The 17,147-nt window shown below is 59.1% G+C and carries 16 protein-coding genes; 9 read left to right on the forward strand and 7 right to left on the reverse strand.

All coding sequences use genetic code 11. The features are described from left to right. Nucleotides 1-11 precede the first annotated feature (11 nt). A complete protein-coding gene (locus HY36_RS15035) occupies nucleotides 12-1,466 on the reverse strand; it encodes an efflux transporter outer membrane subunit (RefSeq protein ID WP_051602848.1) in 1,455 nt (484 codons plus the stop codon). Between the two features lie 677 nt (nucleotides 1,467-2,143). On the opposite strand from HY36_RS15035, the gene HY36_RS15040 reads away from it, so the two are divergent. Continuing rightward, complete coding sequence (locus HY36_RS15040; protein WP_370265338.1) at nucleotides 2,144-3,061, forward strand: sensor histidine kinase; 918 nt, start codon at nucleotides 2,144-2,146, stop codon at nucleotides 3,059-3,061. On the opposite strand, the gene HY36_RS15045 is transcribed toward HY36_RS15040, so the two are convergent. Then, nucleotides 3,058-3,363: a hypothetical protein gene (locus tag HY36_RS15045; RefSeq protein ID WP_035554486.1), complete on the reverse strand. Its 306-nt coding sequence runs from the start codon at nucleotides 3,361-3,363 to the stop codon at nucleotides 3,058-3,060. The genes HY36_RS15040 and HY36_RS15045 overlap by 4 nt on opposite strands. Before the next feature lie 123 nt (nucleotides 3,364-3,486). Between HY36_RS15045 and murI the strand changes: the two genes are divergently transcribed. Continuing rightward, complete coding sequence (gene murI / locus HY36_RS15050) at nucleotides 3,487-4,359, forward strand: glutamate racemase (protein ID WP_035554488.1); 873 nt, start codon at nucleotides 3,487-3,489, stop codon at nucleotides 4,357-4,359. On the opposite strand, the gene HY36_RS15055 is transcribed toward murI, so the two are convergent. Next, nucleotides 4,305-5,498 (reverse strand): type III PLP-dependent enzyme, encoded by a 1,194-nt coding sequence (locus HY36_RS15055; RefSeq protein ID WP_035554490.1) that lies wholly within the window; start codon nucleotides 5,496-5,498, stop codon nucleotides 4,305-4,307. The genes murI and HY36_RS15055 overlap by 55 nt on opposite strands. A 269-nt stretch (nucleotides 5,499-5,767) precedes the next feature. Between HY36_RS15055 and HY36_RS15060 the strand changes: the two genes are divergently transcribed. After that, entirely contained in the window at nucleotides 5,768-6,874 is a 1,107-nt protein-coding gene (locus tag HY36_RS15060; protein ID WP_035554491.1) for a substrate-binding domain-containing protein, read from the forward strand. Between the two features lie 6 nt (nucleotides 6,875-6,880). On the opposite strand, the gene HY36_RS15065 is transcribed toward HY36_RS15060, so the two are convergent. Further along, complete coding sequence (locus HY36_RS15065) at nucleotides 6,881-7,987, reverse strand: glycosyltransferase family 4 protein (protein ID WP_035554493.1); 1,107 nt, start codon at nucleotides 7,985-7,987, stop codon at nucleotides 6,881-6,883. 226 nt (nucleotides 7,988-8,213) lie between these two features. On the opposite strand from HY36_RS15065, the gene putA reads away from it, so the two are divergent. Next, entirely contained in the window at nucleotides 8,214-11,348 is a 3,135-nt protein-coding gene (putA, locus tag HY36_RS15070; protein ID WP_035554495.1) for a bifunctional proline dehydrogenase/L-glutamate gamma-semialdehyde dehydrogenase PutA, read from the forward strand. A gap of 12 nt (nucleotides 11,349-11,360) precedes the next feature. After that, nucleotides 11,361-12,230, forward strand: coding sequence for a DUF3298 and DUF4163 domain-containing protein (locus tag HY36_RS15075; RefSeq protein WP_035554497.1), 870 nt, complete (start codon nucleotides 11,361-11,363; stop codon nucleotides 12,228-12,230). Between the two features lie 24 nt (nucleotides 12,231-12,254). Here HY36_RS15075 and HY36_RS15080 read toward each other — a convergent pair whose 3' ends face one another. From HY36_RS15080 to HY36_RS15090, 3 genes are read right to left on the reverse strand one after another with little or no spacing between them, the layout of a single operon-like run. Then, nucleotides 12,255-12,713, reverse strand: a complete 459-nt coding sequence (locus HY36_RS15080) for a DUF6265 family protein (RefSeq protein WP_035554500.1) — start codon at nucleotides 12,711-12,713, stop codon at nucleotides 12,255-12,257. Between the two features lie 30 nt (nucleotides 12,714-12,743). Beyond that, nucleotides 12,744-13,184 carry a PaaI family thioesterase gene (locus tag HY36_RS15085; protein ID WP_051602850.1) on the reverse strand — a complete coding sequence of 147 codons (441 nt, stop codon included), beginning with the start codon at nucleotides 13,182-13,184 and terminating at the stop codon, nucleotides 12,744-12,746. Further along, nucleotides 13,184-13,663, reverse strand: coding sequence for a PaaI family thioesterase (locus HY36_RS15090; RefSeq protein WP_051602851.1), 480 nt, complete (start codon nucleotides 13,661-13,663; stop codon nucleotides 13,184-13,186). Before HY36_RS15090 ends, HY36_RS15085 begins: the two co-directional genes overlap by 1 nt. Nucleotides 13,664-13,754: 91 nt before the next feature. On the opposite strand from HY36_RS15090, the gene HY36_RS15095 reads away from it, so the two are divergent. Genes HY36_RS15095 through HY36_RS15110 form a run of 4 tightly spaced genes read left to right on the forward strand, consistent with a single transcriptional unit; the run spans nucleotide 13,755 to nucleotide 17,111 of the window. Then, the gene (locus HY36_RS15095) at nucleotides 13,755-15,086 is read left to right on the forward strand and encodes a flavin-containing monooxygenase (RefSeq protein WP_035554502.1); all 1,332 of its coding nucleotides are present in this window, start codon (nucleotides 13,755-13,757) and stop codon (nucleotides 15,084-15,086) included. A 32-nt stretch (nucleotides 15,087-15,118) separates the two neighbouring features. Further along, a complete protein-coding gene (locus HY36_RS17945; RefSeq protein WP_162176008.1) occupies nucleotides 15,119-15,811 on the forward strand; it encodes a M23 family metallopeptidase in 693 nt (230 codons plus the stop codon). A 17-nt stretch (nucleotides 15,812-15,828) separates the two neighbouring features. Continuing rightward, nucleotides 15,829-16,428 carry a hypothetical protein gene (locus HY36_RS15105; protein ID WP_155841966.1) on the forward strand — a complete coding sequence of 200 codons (600 nt, stop codon included), beginning with the start codon at nucleotides 15,829-15,831 and terminating at the stop codon, nucleotides 16,426-16,428. Further along, entirely contained in the window at nucleotides 16,425-17,111 is a 687-nt protein-coding gene (locus HY36_RS15110) for a DUF6498-containing protein (protein ID WP_051602853.1), read from the forward strand. Before HY36_RS15105 ends, HY36_RS15110 begins: the two co-directional genes overlap by 4 nt. Nucleotides 17,112-17,147: the final 36 nt, after the last annotated feature.

Raw genomic sequence — 17,147 nt, forward strand, 5'->3', positions numbered from 1 at the left:
TTCTCCTGCCGCTATTCTGCGGCGTTATCTTGAGGGGCTTGTGTTGGAGTTGCGGCGGTTTGCACGGGGAGACCGCCGCCGAGGGCGAGGTGATAGGAAACCCGGTTCGAGGCACGTGACGCGCGGGCGGCCACGAGCTGGCTTTCAGACGTCAGCCTGCGGGTTTGGGCATCGATCAGGTTGAAGATGGTGATCGTGCCGCTTGTGTATTGGCGCTCGGCCAGCTCTTCGGCCAGACGCGCTTCTTCCAGCGCGCGAAGCAGGGCATCTTCCTGCTGGGCGATATACGTGTCCGCTGCGATGGCATCTTCCACTTCACCCCATGCCGTCAGCGCCGCATTTGCGTAATTGGCGATGGCAGATTCGGCTTGGGCGATGGCGGTGTCGCGCTGCGCATCCAGGCGACCGCCGGTGAACAAAGGCTGGATCAGGCTGGCGACTACGCGCGCGGCGATGCGTTCGGGGTCTACCATGTCAGCGAATTCGGATTCGCTGGTCGAGAACGTCCCCGTCAGGCGAAGGGAGGGGCGCAACGCAAGCCGCGCCTGTTCAGCCCTCAGGCCGGCGGCGACGACGTTGGCTTCGGCGCTGGCGACGTCCGGACGACGGGCCAGAAGGCGCATCGGATTGCTCTCAACGATCAGCGGGTCAAGCGCTGGCAAATCGGCAGTGGCCTCGATTTCAGTGGCCGGGTAGCGACCCAGCAGGATTTCAAGCCGGCGAGCGGCTTCTCCCGCCGCCTGGCGACGCTGGGCGATATCGGCCTCGGCGCCGGCGACGGTGCTGCGCGCGGTGCGGACATCCAACGCTTCGGCGAGGCCGCGCTGGAAGCGGCGCTCGGTCAGAATGCGAACGCGGTCCCGCGCTTCATAGGTCAGAACGGCGACGCGTTCCTGCGCGAGAGCAGCATTCAGATTGATCCATGCGGTAGCGGTTTGCGCGCTGATGGACAGTTCTGCTGCGGCGAGGTCGGCTTCGCTCGCGGCAAGGTCTGCTTCCGCGGCGGCGATGCCACGCCCGAGACGATTCCACAGATCGGCTTCCCAGCTGGCGTCGAGGCCAAGGCCGTAAATACCGTCGGTCGACCGCTCAAGATCGTTGCCGATCTCGAACGCGTTCGAGGTGACGCCGGTGCTGATCGTGCCGTCGACGCTGGGCAGGCGTTGTGAACGCGCCGTACGGATGGATGCTTCTGCGGCGCGCACAAGAGCGGCGCGGGATTCCAGGGTAGGACTGTTGGCGAGCGCCTCGCGGACAAGGCTTTCCATGATGGGGTCATCGAATTGCGACAGCCAATCACCTGTTGGCGCTGTGCCCACGACGCCGGTGTTCGCCCATTCCGCCGGTGCATCTGGCGCAACGGCAAAAATTTCCTCACGATTGCCGTCAATTCCGGGCAAATTTGCCTGTGAAGATGCGCAAGCGGTCAGAATTGCCGAGCTGATAAGAAGAATTGATCGTGTCATGCCGTCGGCATCGCTCCCTGTTCTGGTTGTCGGATACGCCTGCCCTAGTCGACTGTCAATGATAAATTATCGTTTTTCAATAATCTACTGTAGTTGTATAATGATCGCACTTCTTATCGATACGCGGCGAGGGGCTTGGCAGATCTCTGCGCGCGTATTAGCGGCTTCCGAACAATGTGTCTTTGGGCAGTTTGTTAACAGGAGTATGAATGAGCGACGGCCTGTCAGCGGAGGAAAAGCGGTCCACCCGTACGGCTCTTTCGCGTCGGGCACGGGACTTTGTCACTCTGGTTGGGTGCTTCTCCTTCATCCTGTTGCTGATGTGGATCACCGGAGCGGTCGGCCTCATTGAGGTGATCGCGGCGATCCTTGTGGTCGTGTCGGTTGCCACCGCCATTTTTGTGGGGACTGCGAGCGTACTTCCGCTCAGTCCACGACTGGCGGTTGAACCACTGTCCACAACGCCGAAAACGCCGGAATCAGCCATTTTGCTGGATGCTTTGCCCTTGCCGGCATTCGAGGTGGATGACGATCAACGCATCGTCACCATGAATGAGGAAGCCGAATTCATTTTGCGGCTGGATGGACGGGTAAATCCCCGTGCCAGCACCGTGATCCGTTCGCCGGGCCTTCTCTCTGCCATCGAGAACGCCATCGAAACCGGTACGGTCGAACCCATGACGGTCGAGGTTGAAAGTGGGCCGGATGAAACCTGGCGCGCGCATGTTTCACGTCCGGGCCGGGCCAAGCGGACGCTTGTGGTGCTTGAGGATCTGACACCTGTTCGCCGTGCCGCGCGGGCGCGATCTGACTTCCTTGCCAATGCCAGCCACGAATTGCGCACGCCGTTGACGGCTCTGTCGGGCTTCATCGAAACCATGCGTGGGCCCGCCAAGGACGACAAAGATTCCTGGGATCGTTTTCTGGCCATCATGGCGGGTGAAACGGAACGCATGTCGCGATTGATCGCCGATTTGTTGTCCTTGTCGCGTATTGAGTCCTCTGAACATGTGTCTCCGCGCGAGCGGGAAGAGTTTCGACATATCGTGTCGGATGCAACGCATGCCTTCAGCGCCATTGCGGCGGAGAAGGGGGTCAATCTGGTCGTTAAATCCGATGAGGGGCCGTTGCCCGTGATCGCCCACCGGGACGAGATGATCCAAGTGGTGGAAAACCTCGTTTCGAACGCGTTGAAGTATTCGAAGGCGGGCGGGCAGGTCACGCTCAGCTTCGGCATGGCGCCGGGCATGGCGGACGCGCGGATCAAGGCGGCTCAGAGCTGGGCCAGCAGCGAACGCATGACGCTGCTCCCTGCGGCGGGACGGCCGGGCACGCAAGAGCGGGCGATCTGGATGCGGGTCGAGGATCAGGGGCCCGGCATCGAGCGCGAACACCTGCCGCGCCTCGGCGAGCGCTTCTATCGCGCAGATCAGAGTCGCGGCGGCAAGATCACCGGCACGGGGCTCGGTCTCGCCATCGTGAAGCACATCATGGCGCACCATCGCGGCGGGTTTTCAGTTGAGACCCGGATCGGGGAGGGGTCTGCGTTCGGAGTCTGGCTTCCGGCCGCACGAGAAGACGAGCCGTCAGACTAGGGTTTGCCCGTGCCCCGGCGTGCGGCGTCGAACCAGTCTGTCACCATGTTGCCCGGCATGGCGTGCAGTTCATGCATCCAGTTTGGCAGGCGTTGCAGTGCGCCAGCCGTATCCTCCCAGCGGCGCAAGTTCACATCCGCAGCGATCTGGAACGCATCCCGCAGAGTGTCTTCAGTCACGGGGGTGGCCACGCCTTTTGGGGCCAGAATGGACGCGCTTTTCTGCGCAGCGATCATGGTTTCCAGCGTTGCGGCCGTCATGGATAGCCCGGCGCGCCAGGGAGTTAGCCAAAAATCAAGCATGATGTTTCCTTATGGTCCTGAACCAGACATACCCTTTCATGCTGCGCTGCACAACAAGACTCGTGCCAGAGCGGCTCCAACGCCCCGATTCCGCCACACCAACATGCCAACACCGAATACCTAATGGCCATTGATGCTCTCCCCCCGAACTTCGTTCCGTCTCCCGCGCGTGGGCGGGTGTTGGTGTTCGATTCCGGCATGGGGGGATTGACCGTTGTCGAGGAAATCCGGGCGCTTGGGCCAGCATTGGGCATCCATTACTCGGCAGACTCCGCCTTTTTCCCCTATGGCGACAAGTCGGACGATGCCCTGCGTGAGCGTTTGCCGAAGGTTGCCAAGGCATTGTGCGACCAGGTCCAGCCAGACGTTTTCGTCATTGCCTGCAATACAGCCTCAACGCTCGCATTGGCCGACGTGCGGGCGGTGTTGGATATTCCGGTTGTCGGAACGGTGCCGGCCATCAAGCCAGCGGCGCAATTGACCCAATCCCGCACCATCGGCCTGCTTGCAACGCCCGGCACGGTGCGGCGAGCCTATACGGCGGAGCTGATCTCTCAGTTCGCCCGGGATGTTGACGTTGTGATGCATGGCAGCATCGAACTGGTAAAGCTGGCCGAGGCACATGCGCGGGGCGAAGATCTGCCGATTGATGCCTTCGCAGCTGCGCAGGCGCCCCTGTTTGATGCAGAGGGCGGAGACCGGATTGACACGGTGGTGCTGGCTTGCACGCATTTCCCGCTCGTCCGAGCGCAACTTGTGGCGAGCGCGCCGCGACCCGTCAGCTACATTGATTCAGGCGCGGCGATCGCACGGCAGACGATCCGTGTTCTGCCTCCGGAGACCGAAGCGCGCGGGATTGGTGGACATGCCTGGCTGACCTCTTCGCCTGAAGACGTGCCGGATCTGGCGCTTGTCCTCAGGCGATACGGGTTTCCAAACGTTCAGCGTGTGCCGGACGCGCCGATCGAGATCACTTCTGCGCCAACCGCATTGTAGAGGCTCGGCCAAGGAGCATCATGGACGCGGGCAACTTCGGTTGCGCCGAAGCCATTGAAGCGGCTGGACATGGCGCGGCCATAAGCGCCGAGGTTTCCGAATTCGACATAGTCACCTTCCACGAGGCCGGCGGGCAGCCAGACCTTTGCCGGGAACTTGTCAGTCGAATCGCATGTCGGTCCGTAAACGGTGTACTCCACCAAGCGGCCAAGATTGCGTCCGTCACCGGGCAGGGCCCGCATCGGGAATGACCAACGTTCGTGCACAGCATCGTAGAGGGCACCATAGGAGCCATCATTGATGTAGATCGCGTCGTCACGAACCTGCTCGATACGGGTCAGCAGGCTTTCGGATTCTGCGACCAGCGCACGGCCGGGCTCACACCACAATTCAGCGTTTTCAAGAACGTACATGTTCTCGAAGGCCTGCTCCACCATGGCGGCATAGTCTTCCAGCGACGGGGGCGGATTGTCCGCATAGATCGATGGGAAGCCGCCGCCAACATCCACGATGTCGACCGTGACGGATGCCGCGATGATGATGCGGGAGACGTCCGCCATCGCGGTCCACCAGGCGGTGGGTTTCATGGCCTGGCTGCCGACATGGAAGGACACGCCCAGCTCATCCGCATAGCGGCGGGCTTCGCGCAGGATTTCTGTCGCATCTTCCGCGCTCGCCCCGAATTTTCCAGCCAGCGGCAGAGCTGCGCCATCGCAGGATACAGCAATCCGTACAATGATCGTGAGGTCTTTGGCGTAGCCGGTTTCCTCAAGAATCTTGTAGAGTTCCTGCATCGTGTCGGTGACGAAGATGCGTACGCCGAATTCATGATAGGCGCGCTGAATGGCGCGGCGATTCTTCACCGGGTGAAGGAACGCCATGCGGGCGCCCGGGAATTTGCGGTGGATCAGTTCGATCTCCGGCAGCGAGGCCGTGTCGAAACTGCGTACACCAGCTTCCCAAAGGGCTTCGAGCACATGCTCGCCCGGATTGGCTTTCACCGCATAGAACGGCTCGCCCGGGAATTTCTCCCGGAACCATTTCGCAGCAGCCGTTACACGCTCTGGGCGGAAGCACCACACAGGCAGGTCAGGCTGCTCATCGGCAACAATATTATAGGGAGTAGCATAGGAGTGCATGACACCTAACCTCCAAAGGGCTTTTAACCAGCTTTGGGCGTTAGTACAGGGGGCCCCCAGTTTAAGGGTTGGCCCAGATGTCCGCCACATCGATTTCGAAACGGGCATGTAGGGGACTCTTTTTCGGGACGCAAGAAAAAATTTTGTGTCGGCTGAAATTTCTGTCACCGACACATGCCATTGAACGAATTAGGGCCTTGATTTAAGGCCAGTACAGCCCCTCCTACGCGTTGTGGGGTCCTGCTTTTGCTACCGGAGTTTGTTCCCGAATGATTGCCAGATACGGCCACTGTCTTGTCGCGCTTTTGCTGGTCGTTGTGGCGGGCTGTGGGCGAACCGATCTCTCCGAGCTTGAGACCGGAGACGTTATCCCGCCGCCGCCGATTGCTGCGGACGGGACGCACAAGATCCGTATTGTGGGGTCGTCCACTGTTGCGCCGTTTGCGACGACTGTTGCCGAACGCTTTGGCGCCACGACGCGGTTCCCAACGCCCATTGTCGAAACAACAGGGACAGGGGGCGGCTTCAAGACATTCTGCCAGAAGATAGGGCCGGACCGGCCATCCATTTCGGATGCCTCCCGCTCGATCACGGAGAGTGAGCAGGCGCTGTGTGCGAGTAACGGGATCACGGATGTGACGGCTTTGTCCGTCGGATTTGATGGCATTGTGCTGGCGAATGCGCGGTCTGCGCCCCCGCTGGAGCTTTCCAAGAAAGACGTCTTCCTGGCGCTGGCGGCGGAGGTGCCGGATGGGCAGGGTGGTTTTCAGGCAAATCCCTATGAGAAGTGGTCTGCGATCAATCCCGACCTGCCGAATGAACCGATCATGGTGCTGGGACCGCCGCCAACGTCAGGCACTCGGGATGCCTTCGTTGAACTGGGCATGGAGCAGGGGGCGTTGGCCTTTCCTGATCTTGTCGCGCTGAAGCAGTCAGATCCTGATGCCTTCAAGCTGCGCAGCCATACGATCCGTACCGATGGCGCGTGGATTGATCTTGGCGAAAACGATACGGCGATCATCCAGTCTCTCATCAAGACGCCAACGGCCGTAGGCGTGCTGGGCTATTCATTCCTGGAACAGAATGGCGACCGCGTTCAGGCGGCCCGGCTGGATGGCGTGGAGGCTTCGTTCGAAGCGATTGCTTCGGGCGAGTATGGCTTGTCGCGTAGCATGTATATCTACGTGAAGGACCAGAATTTGCCGCTAGTTCCCGGCCTGGCGGAATTCGTGCGTGAGTTTGTGTCAGATCAGGCCATGGGCCCAGATGGGTATCTGCTGGAGAAAGGCCTGATTCCGCTCCCGGACGATGTACGTATCGCGCAACAGGAGATTGCCGAACAACTGGCTCGCAAAAGCAAGCGCGAGACACGTTAGCCCCTTTTAGATCGTCGGCAGGACCGGCTTCTTCTTCCGTCGCAGCCGCAATTTCTGCCAGAATCGTTTGCGGGCTGGCGCGGGCAGTGGCTGCAGGTTTTCGATGAAGGCTTCTGCGCAGGCTCGCCAACTATATGTCTCGGCATAGGTGCGGCAGGTTTCGCGGCTAAGCGCCAGGCACGCGACAGCGCCCTCGGAGAGATTTCCTCCAACGGCGGTAATCGTTCCGGCATTTGAGCCGGGGATCACATCGCGAGGGCCGGTCGCGTCGTAGGCTGCGACGGGTGTGCCCGATGCCATGGCTTCCAACACTACCAGACCGAACGTGTCTGTCAGGCTTGGGAAAACGAACACGTCTGCGCTTGCATAGCATGCGGCGAGTTCCTCGTTGAATTTCGCCCCCAGGAAAACAACGTCCTTGTAGCGTTTCTGAAGCTCTTCGCGTTGCGGGCCGTCTCCGATGATGACTTTTGTGCCGGGCAAATCCAGTTCGGCAAACGCTTCGATATTCTTCTCTACCGCCACGCGGCCGACATTCAGGAAGATCGGACGTTGCAGCCCTTCAAAAGGATCTCCAGGCTGGCCTTCCTCGATACGGCGAGACGGGTTGAACATCTCGGTATCGACGCCGCGGCTCCAGGCGACGAGATTTATGAAGCGTTGCGCTTCCAACTCTTTCACCATGGACGGCGTCGGCACCATGACCTTGCCCGAATACTTGTGGAACCAGCGCACAAACGAATAGCCAGCCTGTGTCGGGATCGGCAGACGCGCTGAGACATACTCAGGAAAGCGTGTGTGGTAGGCGGTCGAGAAGGGGTGTTTCACGGTCAGGCACATGGCCCGCCCTGCCATACCGAGTGTGCCTTCTGTCGCGATATGTATCGCGTCGGGTTCGAACTCGTGGAACCGATCCTCAATCCGGCGGCGGGCGAACAGAGCCAGCTTGATCTCCGGATAGGTGGGCAATGGCATCGTCCGAAACCCCTGGCCGGGATGCACGATCTCCCAGACATGGCCCATCGCCTCGGTTTCCTGGATCACGCGCTTCATGGTGCGCACGACACCATTAACCTGCGGATCCCAGGCGTCGGTTACGAGCATGATGCGCATGAGCGCTCCTTCAACAGCCCCAGCAGTCGGGCGCCAATGTGACCGCGTTGGCCGACTGCGTAAAGAGGCGCCTCTGCGTTGAACTTCTCTCGCATTGGGACATTTGAAAAGATATACAAATTTCTGAGTAGGCTCGGATCAGGGCAGAACTTGCCCGGTTTGTGTCGATTCAGGCTGAAAATTGATCTCTCGCCCAAAGGCTCACACGAACTGAACCGGATTCTTTATGGCTGACACGCTCGCGCTAGACAAAATCGACTGGCACTCCCTCGACCGTATCAAGTTTGCTGACGAGGAGGCCCTGCTGGAGGACCTGCTCAAACAGGTGCCACTCTCAGACGATTTGCGACAGGCGACGATGCGTCGGGCGCTTGAACTGGTTGAGACAGCGCGCGCCCGCGGCCGTGACAAAGGCATGATGGAAAGCTTCCTGGAGGAGTTCGGCCTGTCCAATGCGGAAGGCCTCGCGCTGATGTGTCTAGCCGAAGCCTTGCTGCGCGTGCCGGACGCCGAGACGCGCGACGAACTGATTGCCGAGAAGATCCGTTCCGGCGACTGGAGCGCCCATCAGGGGCAGTCGGAATCCTGGCTGGTGAATGCCTCCACATGGGGTCTGATGTTGACCGGGCAGGTGATTGGTGTGCCCGCCAGCCTGAAAAAGGGACCAGCAAAATTCATTCAGGGACTGATCCGCGAAAGCGGTGAACCGGTAATCCGCGCCGCCATGATGCAGGCAATGCGCATCATGGGCGAGCAATTCGTACTCGGTCGCACGGTGAAAGACGCTCAGAAGCGCGGGCGCCGGATGGTGAAGGCCGGGGATGCTGCGCATTTCAGCTTTGACATGCTGGGGGAGGGTGCGCGCACGGAAGACGATGCGATCCGGTATCTGAAAGCTTATCAGAATGCGATTGACGGCGTGGCCGCTGACAAGGACCCGTCAACGCCGCCCGAACAAGCGAATGGCGTTTCCGTTAAAATGTCCGCGCTTCACCCACGGTATGAAGCGGTGAACCGGGCCCAGATCATGGATGAAATGTATCCATCCGTACTCGAATTGTGTGAACGTGCTGCGAAGGCGAATATCAATCTCTGTCTCGATGCAGAGGAGGCAGACCGTCTGGTTCTCAGCCTGCAAATCCTTGACCGACTGGCGCGCGAGCCATCACTGAAGGATTGGAATGGTCTTGGTCTGGCCGTTCAGGCCTATCAGAAGCGTGCGGGCGATGTAATCGAACGTGTGAAAGATCTGGCCGCCCAGACAGGGCATCGCTTTATGGTGCGCCTGGTTAAAGGGGCGTATTGGGACAGCGAAGTCAAGCATGCGCATATCGAGGGGTATGCGAACTTTCCGGTCTTCACAACGAAGGCGGGCACGGACTTTCATTTCCTGGCCTGTGCGCGAAAGATGCTGGAGGCGCAGGATGCGATTTATCCTCAGTTCGCAACCCACAATGCACACTCGGTTGCAGCAATTGAGATGCTGTCGGAAGAGATTGGCAATTCGGCGTTTGAATTCCAGCGCCTGCATGGGATGGGCGAAGCGCTCTACGGCGCGGCCGGACTTGGTCGCCGTGTACGCGTCTATGCGCCGGTCGGAGCCCACAAGGATCTGTTGCCCTACCTCGTACGGCGCCTGCTGGAGAATGGTGCCAATACCAGCTTCGTTCATTCCTTCCTCGACCCGGACGTGCCACCGGAACAGGTTGTCGCCGACCCGATTGTGAAGGTTGAAGTCGGGCCCCGGCGCCATCCTCGCATTCCAACTCCGCCGCGCCTCTACGGTGCCGAACGCCGCAACTCCTCTGGCCTGGATCTCAGCCAGCGCAGCGTGCGAGATGACATGGCCGCAGCGATCAAGAGCTTCCGCGACAGCCCTGCCATTGCCGCTGGCCCGATCGTTTCCGGAAAAGCCGTGACCGGCGGCGGTGATATGGTCCGTGTGCCGTTTGATACCGAAACGGTTCTAGGCAGCTGCCGAGAGGCGCAGGAAGACGATATCGACAAGGCACTGGACACTGCGGTGAAATTCCAACCGGCTTGGGACGCGCTTGGAGGCGCCGAACGAGCAAAGCATCTGCGCGCGATGGGGGATATTCTTGAAGAGAATGCCGAGCGCCTTATCGCGCTCATGGCACGCGAAGCAGGCAAAACGCTCGCTGATGGAATTGCCGAAGTGCGGGAGGCCGTCGATTTCTGCAGATACTACGCCATGCAGGCTGAGGCCGAGTTTACCACTGCCCAGAAACTGCCGGGACCAACAGGAGAGACGAACCATATCTCCCTTCACGGCAGGGGCGTCTTCTGCTGCATCAGCCCCTGGAATTTTCCTCTCGCCATTTTCACAGGGCAGATAGCGGCGGCGCTCGCGGCAGGAAATTCGGTCGTTGCGAAACCAGCAGAGCAGACCCCACTGATCGCGTTTGAAGCGGTGAAGTTGTTTCAGAAGGCTGGCTTGCCTGTTGAAGCGCTGCACCTGTTGCCGGGCGGCGGTGAGAGTGTGGGTGCAAAGCTGATCAGTGATCTTCGCGTGTCGGGCGTTTGCTTTACGGGCGGAACCACGACGGCGCGCATCATCAACAAGACATTGGCAGACCGTGACGGCCCGATCATTCCGTTGATTGCAGAGACGGGCGGTCTCAACGGCATGTTTGTGGACACCACCGCGCTTCGCGAGCAGGTCATCGATGATGTGATCCAGTCAGCTTTCGGTTCAGCTGGCCAGCGTTGCTCGGCACTCCGCATCGTGTTCCTCCCGGACGATACCGCTGATGAGCTGATCAAGGGACTGATCGGTGCGATGAATGAGCTGATCGTGGATGATCCCGGGTTGCCCCGCACGGATCTTGGGCCAGTGATCGATGCCGAGTCACGTGCATCGCTGCAGGCCTATGTTCAGACGATGAAGGAAGAGGCGACCGTTTTACACCAGATTCCGGCCGGAAAGATCGGCGAAACGGGATATGGCTTCGGCCCGGCCTTGATCGAGCTGAAATCCATCGACCAGATTTCCGAGGAGAAGTTCGGACCGATCCTTCACGTGCTGCGCTACGACCCGGACGATATTGCTGAGGTTGGCGCTGCTCTGAAAGGGAAGGGCTATGGCCTGACACTTGGTGTCCACTCGCGTCTCGAAAGCTTCCAGCGTGAAGTGCGCGAAGCGTGTCCGGTCGGCAATACATATGTGAACCGCACGATGACAGGCGCAGTTGTGGGTGTTCAGCCATTCGGCGGCGAGGGGCTCTCTGGCACAGGCCCGAAAGCGGGCGGCCCTCACTACTTGCATCGGTTTGCAACTGAGCGCACTCTGACGGTAAACATCACCGCGCAGGGCGGAGATGCCGAACTGCTCAGCCTTTAACGGAGGTCCCGCATGAAGAAGCTTGTTCTGGCAGCACTGACAGGGGCTGTCCTGCTGACGGCGGGATGCCAGAAGAAGGTTCGGGATCTTTCGGATGTGTCCGAAACTCAAGATGGCCCAGGTGAGGCTGGCGGAGATGATGCGTCGCTCGACGTGGCGACCATTGCATCGGTCGATGATCTGCCGCGTGAGATTATCGTCGAGGAAGATTTTCTGCTGGCCGAAGTCGAGATTGATGAGGCGGCCTTTGCGAAGGCGCCTGCAATCGGAATGGATCTGGTCGAAAGTGCCCAGATCAGGATCGAGGCCATGTCCGAAGACGCCAAGGCTTATCGTGAAGCCGATCCGGACTATTTCCGGGCCTATGGGCTCCGCATAAAATGGGATGTTGTTGCCGAAGCTGGAAACATCATGAGCCTTGAAGGGTTTCATTACACATTTACCGGCGGCGCCCATGGCAACTATTTTACCGATGGCCGACTGTATGATGCCACGACGGGGGAGCCGATGCGCCTCAGCCGTTTCTTCCAGAAACCGCAGGCCGCCATTGAGGCTCATATGCCTGTCGTCTGGCAGGAGATCGCCAAGCAGAAGGCCGCCAAGAGTGGCAGCGTGTCACAGCTTGAACGTTTTGAGGCCGAAGCGCGGGAGTTGGTCAGTGCAGATATGGTTCTGGCCGGTGAGACAAGCTTTGTGCCTTCCGACAAGCCCGGAAAATTTGGTGGGTATGCCGTTCACTTTGCGCCCTATGATATAGGGTCGTATGCGGAGGGCGCTTATCATGTCACCATTCCGCAAAACCTGTTCCGGGATACGCTAAAGCAGCAATACATGGCCCTGTTCGATGGTGAGCCGGTGAAGGTAGAGCGTCTCGGCGACTAAGAGCCAGACCCGCCGGAATTTTCGTCAATTCAAACAGGACTGATAGGCAAAATCGCGGCGGTTGGTGCCATCCTCCAGCGCGATGTGGGCGTGCAGTTCGTCCCCCAAGCGCTGGTAATGAATCAATTGGGGATAATCGTGCGCGCCGTTGATGAACGTGATGGATTGGTCGCCTTGAAGGCTTTCGACGAATTTCGAGGGACCGATCCCCTTGGGATAAACATTCAGCACATAGAGCGGACCGGGCTGGATGCGCATCTGTTCGAAGAAACTGACGCCTCCCTCTTTAAGCGTAACCGCATAGCCGAACAGATACCCCGCTTCGGCCTCTGACCAAACCTCTTTGGCCGCGCCGCTTTCGCTGATCCAGCAGTCGGTTATCCACTGAAGCGGGTGGTCTGGAGGAGCGGCCGGCGAGGCAGCCTGCAACTGAGTGGATGTGCATCCAGCACTAAAGGCGAGCGCTATTAGCGCATGTTTCATGACCAGTTCGCCCTTCGCTTCTGATGCACCCTAGTCTCCTGATACCATGAAATGCGCCATCAGGGTGGTGACGGGTTTCGAGCGCTCATCCTGCCATGCTTCGGCACGGACGGAACACATGCGGCGGCCCATCTTGGTGATCTCTGCACGGGCGTAGAGATCCTTGGCGTGGCCCTGGCGCAGGTAATCAATTGTGAGATTGATCGGGCGAGGCGGGCGCAGCAGATGCTCTGTTACGAGGAAAACCTGGGCCTGAGACGTGATCTCAAGGAACGCTCCGATAGCGCCGCCATGAATGGCCTTGATCATGAAGTTGCCGATCAGTTTTTCCTGATACGGCATGATCATCGTCATCTCATCGCCCATCACTTCACAGCGCAGGCCCATTTCCTGCGCCAGCGGTGTGCGTTCCACGAAAGCGCGGACTTCGTCTGCCCGGCTGGCTTCGGTCAGCTTCATATCCTCCGCCATCACATGGCCCTCATACTGTCGAGCGAACGCGGCTTGTTGATTGCAAACGCGCCTGCGGCTGTGGCGATCACCCGGTCGCGGCTCTCATGATAGGCCCAGGCGCGTGTGAAGCAGATATTGCGGGTCTGGTGGTAGCATTCGGCCTCGCCGATGATGTCCCGACCCTGTTCGGCAGGGCGCATATAGTCGATCCGCAAATCGAGCGTGGCGACAAAGCGCGGTTTGGACAGCGCCGAGCTGGCGGCGGTGCCGCACAGATTATCGAGGAATGCCGTAAGGACACCGCCATGAATAACGCCCGTATCCGGATCGCCTACCAAGCGCTCTTTCCAGGGCTGAATCCCCCATGAGTGCCCTTTTTCGATCTTGGTGAAGCGGAAGCCCATGCGCCGTCCCCACGGGATACCGCCGCTCAGCATTTCGATGTTCTCTTGCATCAGTTCCCAAGGTTCGGGAGGTGACGTGGCGTCATCGCTCATATTGGCCCTCATTCATTTGACGAGTCGTTCTGCCCGGATAACATCATCAGGAAAAGAGCGAAAACAAAAGGCTCACCTGGAGGAAAATGAGATGCCATTCGACGGAGCTACAAAGCCAAAGACCTGTATCATCGGAGCGGGATGTTCCGGGTTTACGATGGCCAAGCGCCTCAAGGATTATGGCATCCCATATGACTGTTTTGAGATGTCGGACGATATTGGCGGGAATTGGTACTACAAAAACCCCAATGGTGCGTCGTCCTGCTATCAATCCCTGCATATCGACACGTCCAAGTGGCGACTGGCCTTTGAGGACTATCCGGTGCCGGAGGATTGGCCGGATTTTCCGCATCATGCGCAGCTGCTTCAGTACTTTCACGACTATGTCGATCATTTTGGTTTGCGGGAGACGATCACGTTCAACACGGCCGTAACCGATGTGGAGGATTTGCCGGGCGGACGCTGGAAGGTGACGCTGTCGACCGGCGAAAGCCGGGAGTATGATGCGGTAATCGTGGCAAATGGCCATCACTGGGATCCGCGCATGCCGGAATATCCCGGAAGCTTCGACGGGTATCAGGTCCATTCCCACAATTACACGGATCCATTCGAGCCTTTCGACTTCCGCGGCAAGCGGGCCATGGTGGTTGGCGGTGGAAATTCCGCCATGGATATTTCCTCGGAACTTTCCCAGAAGCCGCTCGCGGATAGGTTGTTCATTTCAATGCGCCGCGGCGTATGGGTGATGCCGAAATACATGGATGGCCAGCCAGCGGACAAGGCCGTGCTTCCGGCATGGTTGCCATCGAAAATCGGGCGGGCGCTTGCCCGCAAGAAGATCAAGAAGACGATTGGCATGATGGAAGACTACGGACTTCCGAAGCCGGATCATGAACCGCTGGATGGTCACCCCTCCGTATCCGGTGAATTCCTGACGCGGGTCGGCTGTGGAGACATTTCTCCGAAACCGGGTATTGAACGCCTTGATGGCGATGGTGTTGTGTTCACGGATGGTACAAGAGAGAAGATAGACGCGATTGTCTGGGCGACTGGCTACAATGTGACCTTTCCATTCCTGAAGCAGGATGACCTGACGCCTAAGGAAAACGTCTTCCCCCTGTTCAAGCGGATGGTGAAGCCGGGACGGGAAACCATCTTCTTCCTGGGTCTCGCACAGCCGCTGCCGACACTCGTGAACTTCGCTGAGCAACAATCCAAGCTCGTCGCGGCGGCGCTGAATGGGGATTACGCATTTCCGTCAGAATCGGAGATGGACCGGATTACCGAAGAGGACGAGAAGCAGCATCTTGGTCATTTCTACGACAGTCCGCGTCATCGGATGCAGGTCGATTTCAACCTTTATTGTCGTGACCTGATGAAGGAAATCGAGCGGGGCGCGAAGCGAGCCCGCGTCGTTGCCTGATGTTAACCGGTTTCAGGGCATAAATGGTGTCCATGACCCGTTTGCCCCTGATTTCTGCGACGCTTTTCCTGGCTGCCTGCGCATCTCCGGCGCCGGTAAAGGTGCATTACCCTTCTGAATCCACGGTTTCGCGCCCGCAGCCTGCGCCGGCCCCTGCGGCCGGAGCAGCCGCACAAGGGCCGTTTGAGCCGAACGCGTATCTGCGGGCCTGCTATGGCATTCGTGTCTCCAATTCACCGCTCGTGGATGAGGATGGCTGGGTGATAAACTACAAGCCTATTGTGGTGGTGAACGGTGTACCGCTGGCTGCGGCGCCCGCGAATGATGTTTGCCTGACATCGGGTTTCGGCCAGCGGTTCGGGCGTCGTCATGACGGGATTGATCTGCAGTCGCGTCCGGCGAGCACAATCTACGCGGCTGCACCGGGGCGGGTCATCGAAGCGCGGGTCTCAACCGGTTATGGCAATATGGTGCTGATTGATCATGGCAAGGGCGTCTACACGCGCTACGCCCATCTCGCTTACATTCAGCCCGGCGTTCAGAAGGGTGGAGAGATCGGCTTTGGTCAGCCCGTAGGTTTCATGGGATCCAGCGGCAACGCGACAGCCATCCATATCCATTACGAAATCCTGACGGGCAATTACAACAATCCCAGGGGCTCCAAGGGTTTGTCACCGCGCGACCCTTTCACATTTCCTCCCTATGAGTATGCTCAAGCCTATTAGGGACGGGGAGACGAGACATGAGGGGACTGTGGATAGCCGGAGCGGCATCTGTGATGATGCTGGGTGCATGCGCGACGGCCGAAAACCCTGCAGCGGCGCCGGTTTCAACAAGCGCTCCGATCATTGAAGACAGTGCGATCGCCAGCGAGTTCGGCATGCTGGCCAGCCTGGTTGGCACGCGCTGGTATGGTGAGCCGGGTGACGCCGACAAGGCGCAGGGACAGCCTGCTGATTATTCTGAATGGAATTGGGATCTCGGCGGCTCTGTTCTGGTGAATCGCCATGTGCTGGCCGATGGGTCCTATGGTGGGGTCACCTATGTTCAGAAGAATCGCGCTTCGGGCGAACTGGATTATGTCTACATTACCAGTGCCGGCTTCAGGACGTCCGGCAGTTTCACGCTGAACGACGATGGTAGCTGGACGGCATACGAGACGGTCACCGGCCTGAACGACATCATCGGCGTACGCTCGACAGGGCGTCTGACGGAGGATGGGGCGCTCGTCTCGGTCTCGGAGTTCGAGACACGTGATGGCTGGAAGCCGGGGCATGAGTTCCGCTACGAGCCGACGATCGAGCCGATGCCTGAACTTGTTCCGAGCCTTGAAATCGAGTGAAATTTTTCTTCGATCCAGACCTGATCGCGCGGACCTATCGCGACCCTCTGGCGGTGGCGTCACTGGTCGTTGACCTGTTGCCGATTGTCGCCGTTCTGGTCTTTGGCTGGGGGGCGACGCCGCTTGTCGCGCTCTATTGGCTGGAGAATCTGGTGATTGGATTGTTCACCGTGTTGCGAATTGTCGCCACCGGCTTTGCGAATGTCGCGAATGTATTCGGCGCAATCTTCATGGTGCCGTTCTTCACCGTTCACTATGGCATGTTCTGTTATGGCCACGGCGTGTTCCTGCGCGCCTTTGCAAAGGATGGCGGTGTGGGAAGTCCTGGCGTCGGTGACTTGATTTCCTGGGCCCTCGGGTCCGGGCAGGGGATGGCGTATTTCGTGCTCGCAATCCTGATCATGAATGGCGTGTTCTATGTCAGCGATTTCCTGATACGCGGCGAGTATCGCAATGCCAATCTGGCGACAGAAATGTTCTCTCCGTATGGGCGTATCGTCACGCTGCACGTCGCCATCATTCTCGGCGCGTTGCTCGCCTTTGGCTCGGATGAGCCGCTTTTTGGGGTGCTGTTGCTGATCCTGATGCGGGTCGTGTTCGGCATCGCCTTTTCTGCCTATCGCCAGCACAGGCGAGACCGCGAAATCGGTGCGGGAATGGATGAGCTCGGCTCAACTGTCTAAAAAGTTGACGCGTGATGACGCCTTGGCCATGATGCG

Origin of the sequence: Hyphomonas atlantica corrig., from assembly GCF_000682715.1 — a bacterium.
In the GTDB taxonomy this organism is placed as follows: Bacteria; Pseudomonadota; Alphaproteobacteria; order Caulobacterales; family Hyphomonadaceae; genus Hyphomonas; species Hyphomonas atlantica.

Excerpts from the sequence above, each read along its gene's own strand:
- HY36_RS15035 (WP_051602848.1), bottom strand. The coding sequence starts at position 1,466 with ATGACACGATCAATTCTTCTTATCAGCTCGGCAATTCTGACCGCTTGC.
- HY36_RS15040 (WP_370265338.1), top strand. The coding sequence starts at position 2,144 with ATGACGGTCGAGGTTGAAAGTGGGCCGGATGAAACCTGGCGCGCGCAT.
- HY36_RS15045 (WP_035554486.1), bottom strand. The coding sequence starts at position 3,363 with ATGCTTGATTTTTGGCTAACTCCCTGGCGCGCCGGGCTATCCATGACG.
- murI (WP_035554488.1), top strand. The coding sequence starts at position 3,487 with ATGGCCATTGATGCTCTCCCCCCGAACTTCGTTCCGTCTCCCGCGCGT.
- HY36_RS15055 (WP_035554490.1), bottom strand. The coding sequence starts at position 5,498 with ATGCACTCCTATGCTACTCCCTATAATATTGTTGCCGATGAGCAGCCT.
- HY36_RS15060 (WP_035554491.1), top strand. The coding sequence starts at position 5,768 with ATGATTGCCAGATACGGCCACTGTCTTGTCGCGCTTTTGCTGGTCGTT.
- HY36_RS15065 (WP_035554493.1), bottom strand. The coding sequence starts at position 7,987 with ATGCGCATCATGCTCGTAACCGACGCCTGGGATCCGCAGGTTAATGGT.
- putA (WP_035554495.1), top strand. The coding sequence starts at position 8,214 with ATGGCTGACACGCTCGCGCTAGACAAAATCGACTGGCACTCCCTCGAC.
- HY36_RS15075 (WP_035554497.1), top strand. The coding sequence starts at position 11,361 with ATGAAGAAGCTTGTTCTGGCAGCACTGACAGGGGCTGTCCTGCTGACG.
- HY36_RS15080 (WP_035554500.1), bottom strand. The coding sequence starts at position 12,713 with ATGAAACATGCGCTAATAGCGCTCGCCTTTAGTGCTGGATGCACATCC.
- HY36_RS15085 (WP_051602850.1), bottom strand. The coding sequence starts at position 13,184 with ATGGCGGAGGATATGAAGCTGACCGAAGCCAGCCGGGCAGACGAAGTC.
- HY36_RS15090 (WP_051602851.1), bottom strand. The coding sequence starts at position 13,663 with ATGAGCGATGACGCCACGTCACCTCCCGAACCTTGGGAACTGATGCAA.
- HY36_RS15095 (WP_035554502.1), top strand. The coding sequence starts at position 13,755 with ATGCCATTCGACGGAGCTACAAAGCCAAAGACCTGTATCATCGGAGCG.
- HY36_RS17945 (WP_162176008.1), top strand. The coding sequence starts at position 15,119 with ATGACCCGTTTGCCCCTGATTTCTGCGACGCTTTTCCTGGCTGCCTGC.
- HY36_RS15105 (WP_155841966.1), top strand. The coding sequence starts at position 15,829 with ATGAGGGGACTGTGGATAGCCGGAGCGGCATCTGTGATGATGCTGGGT.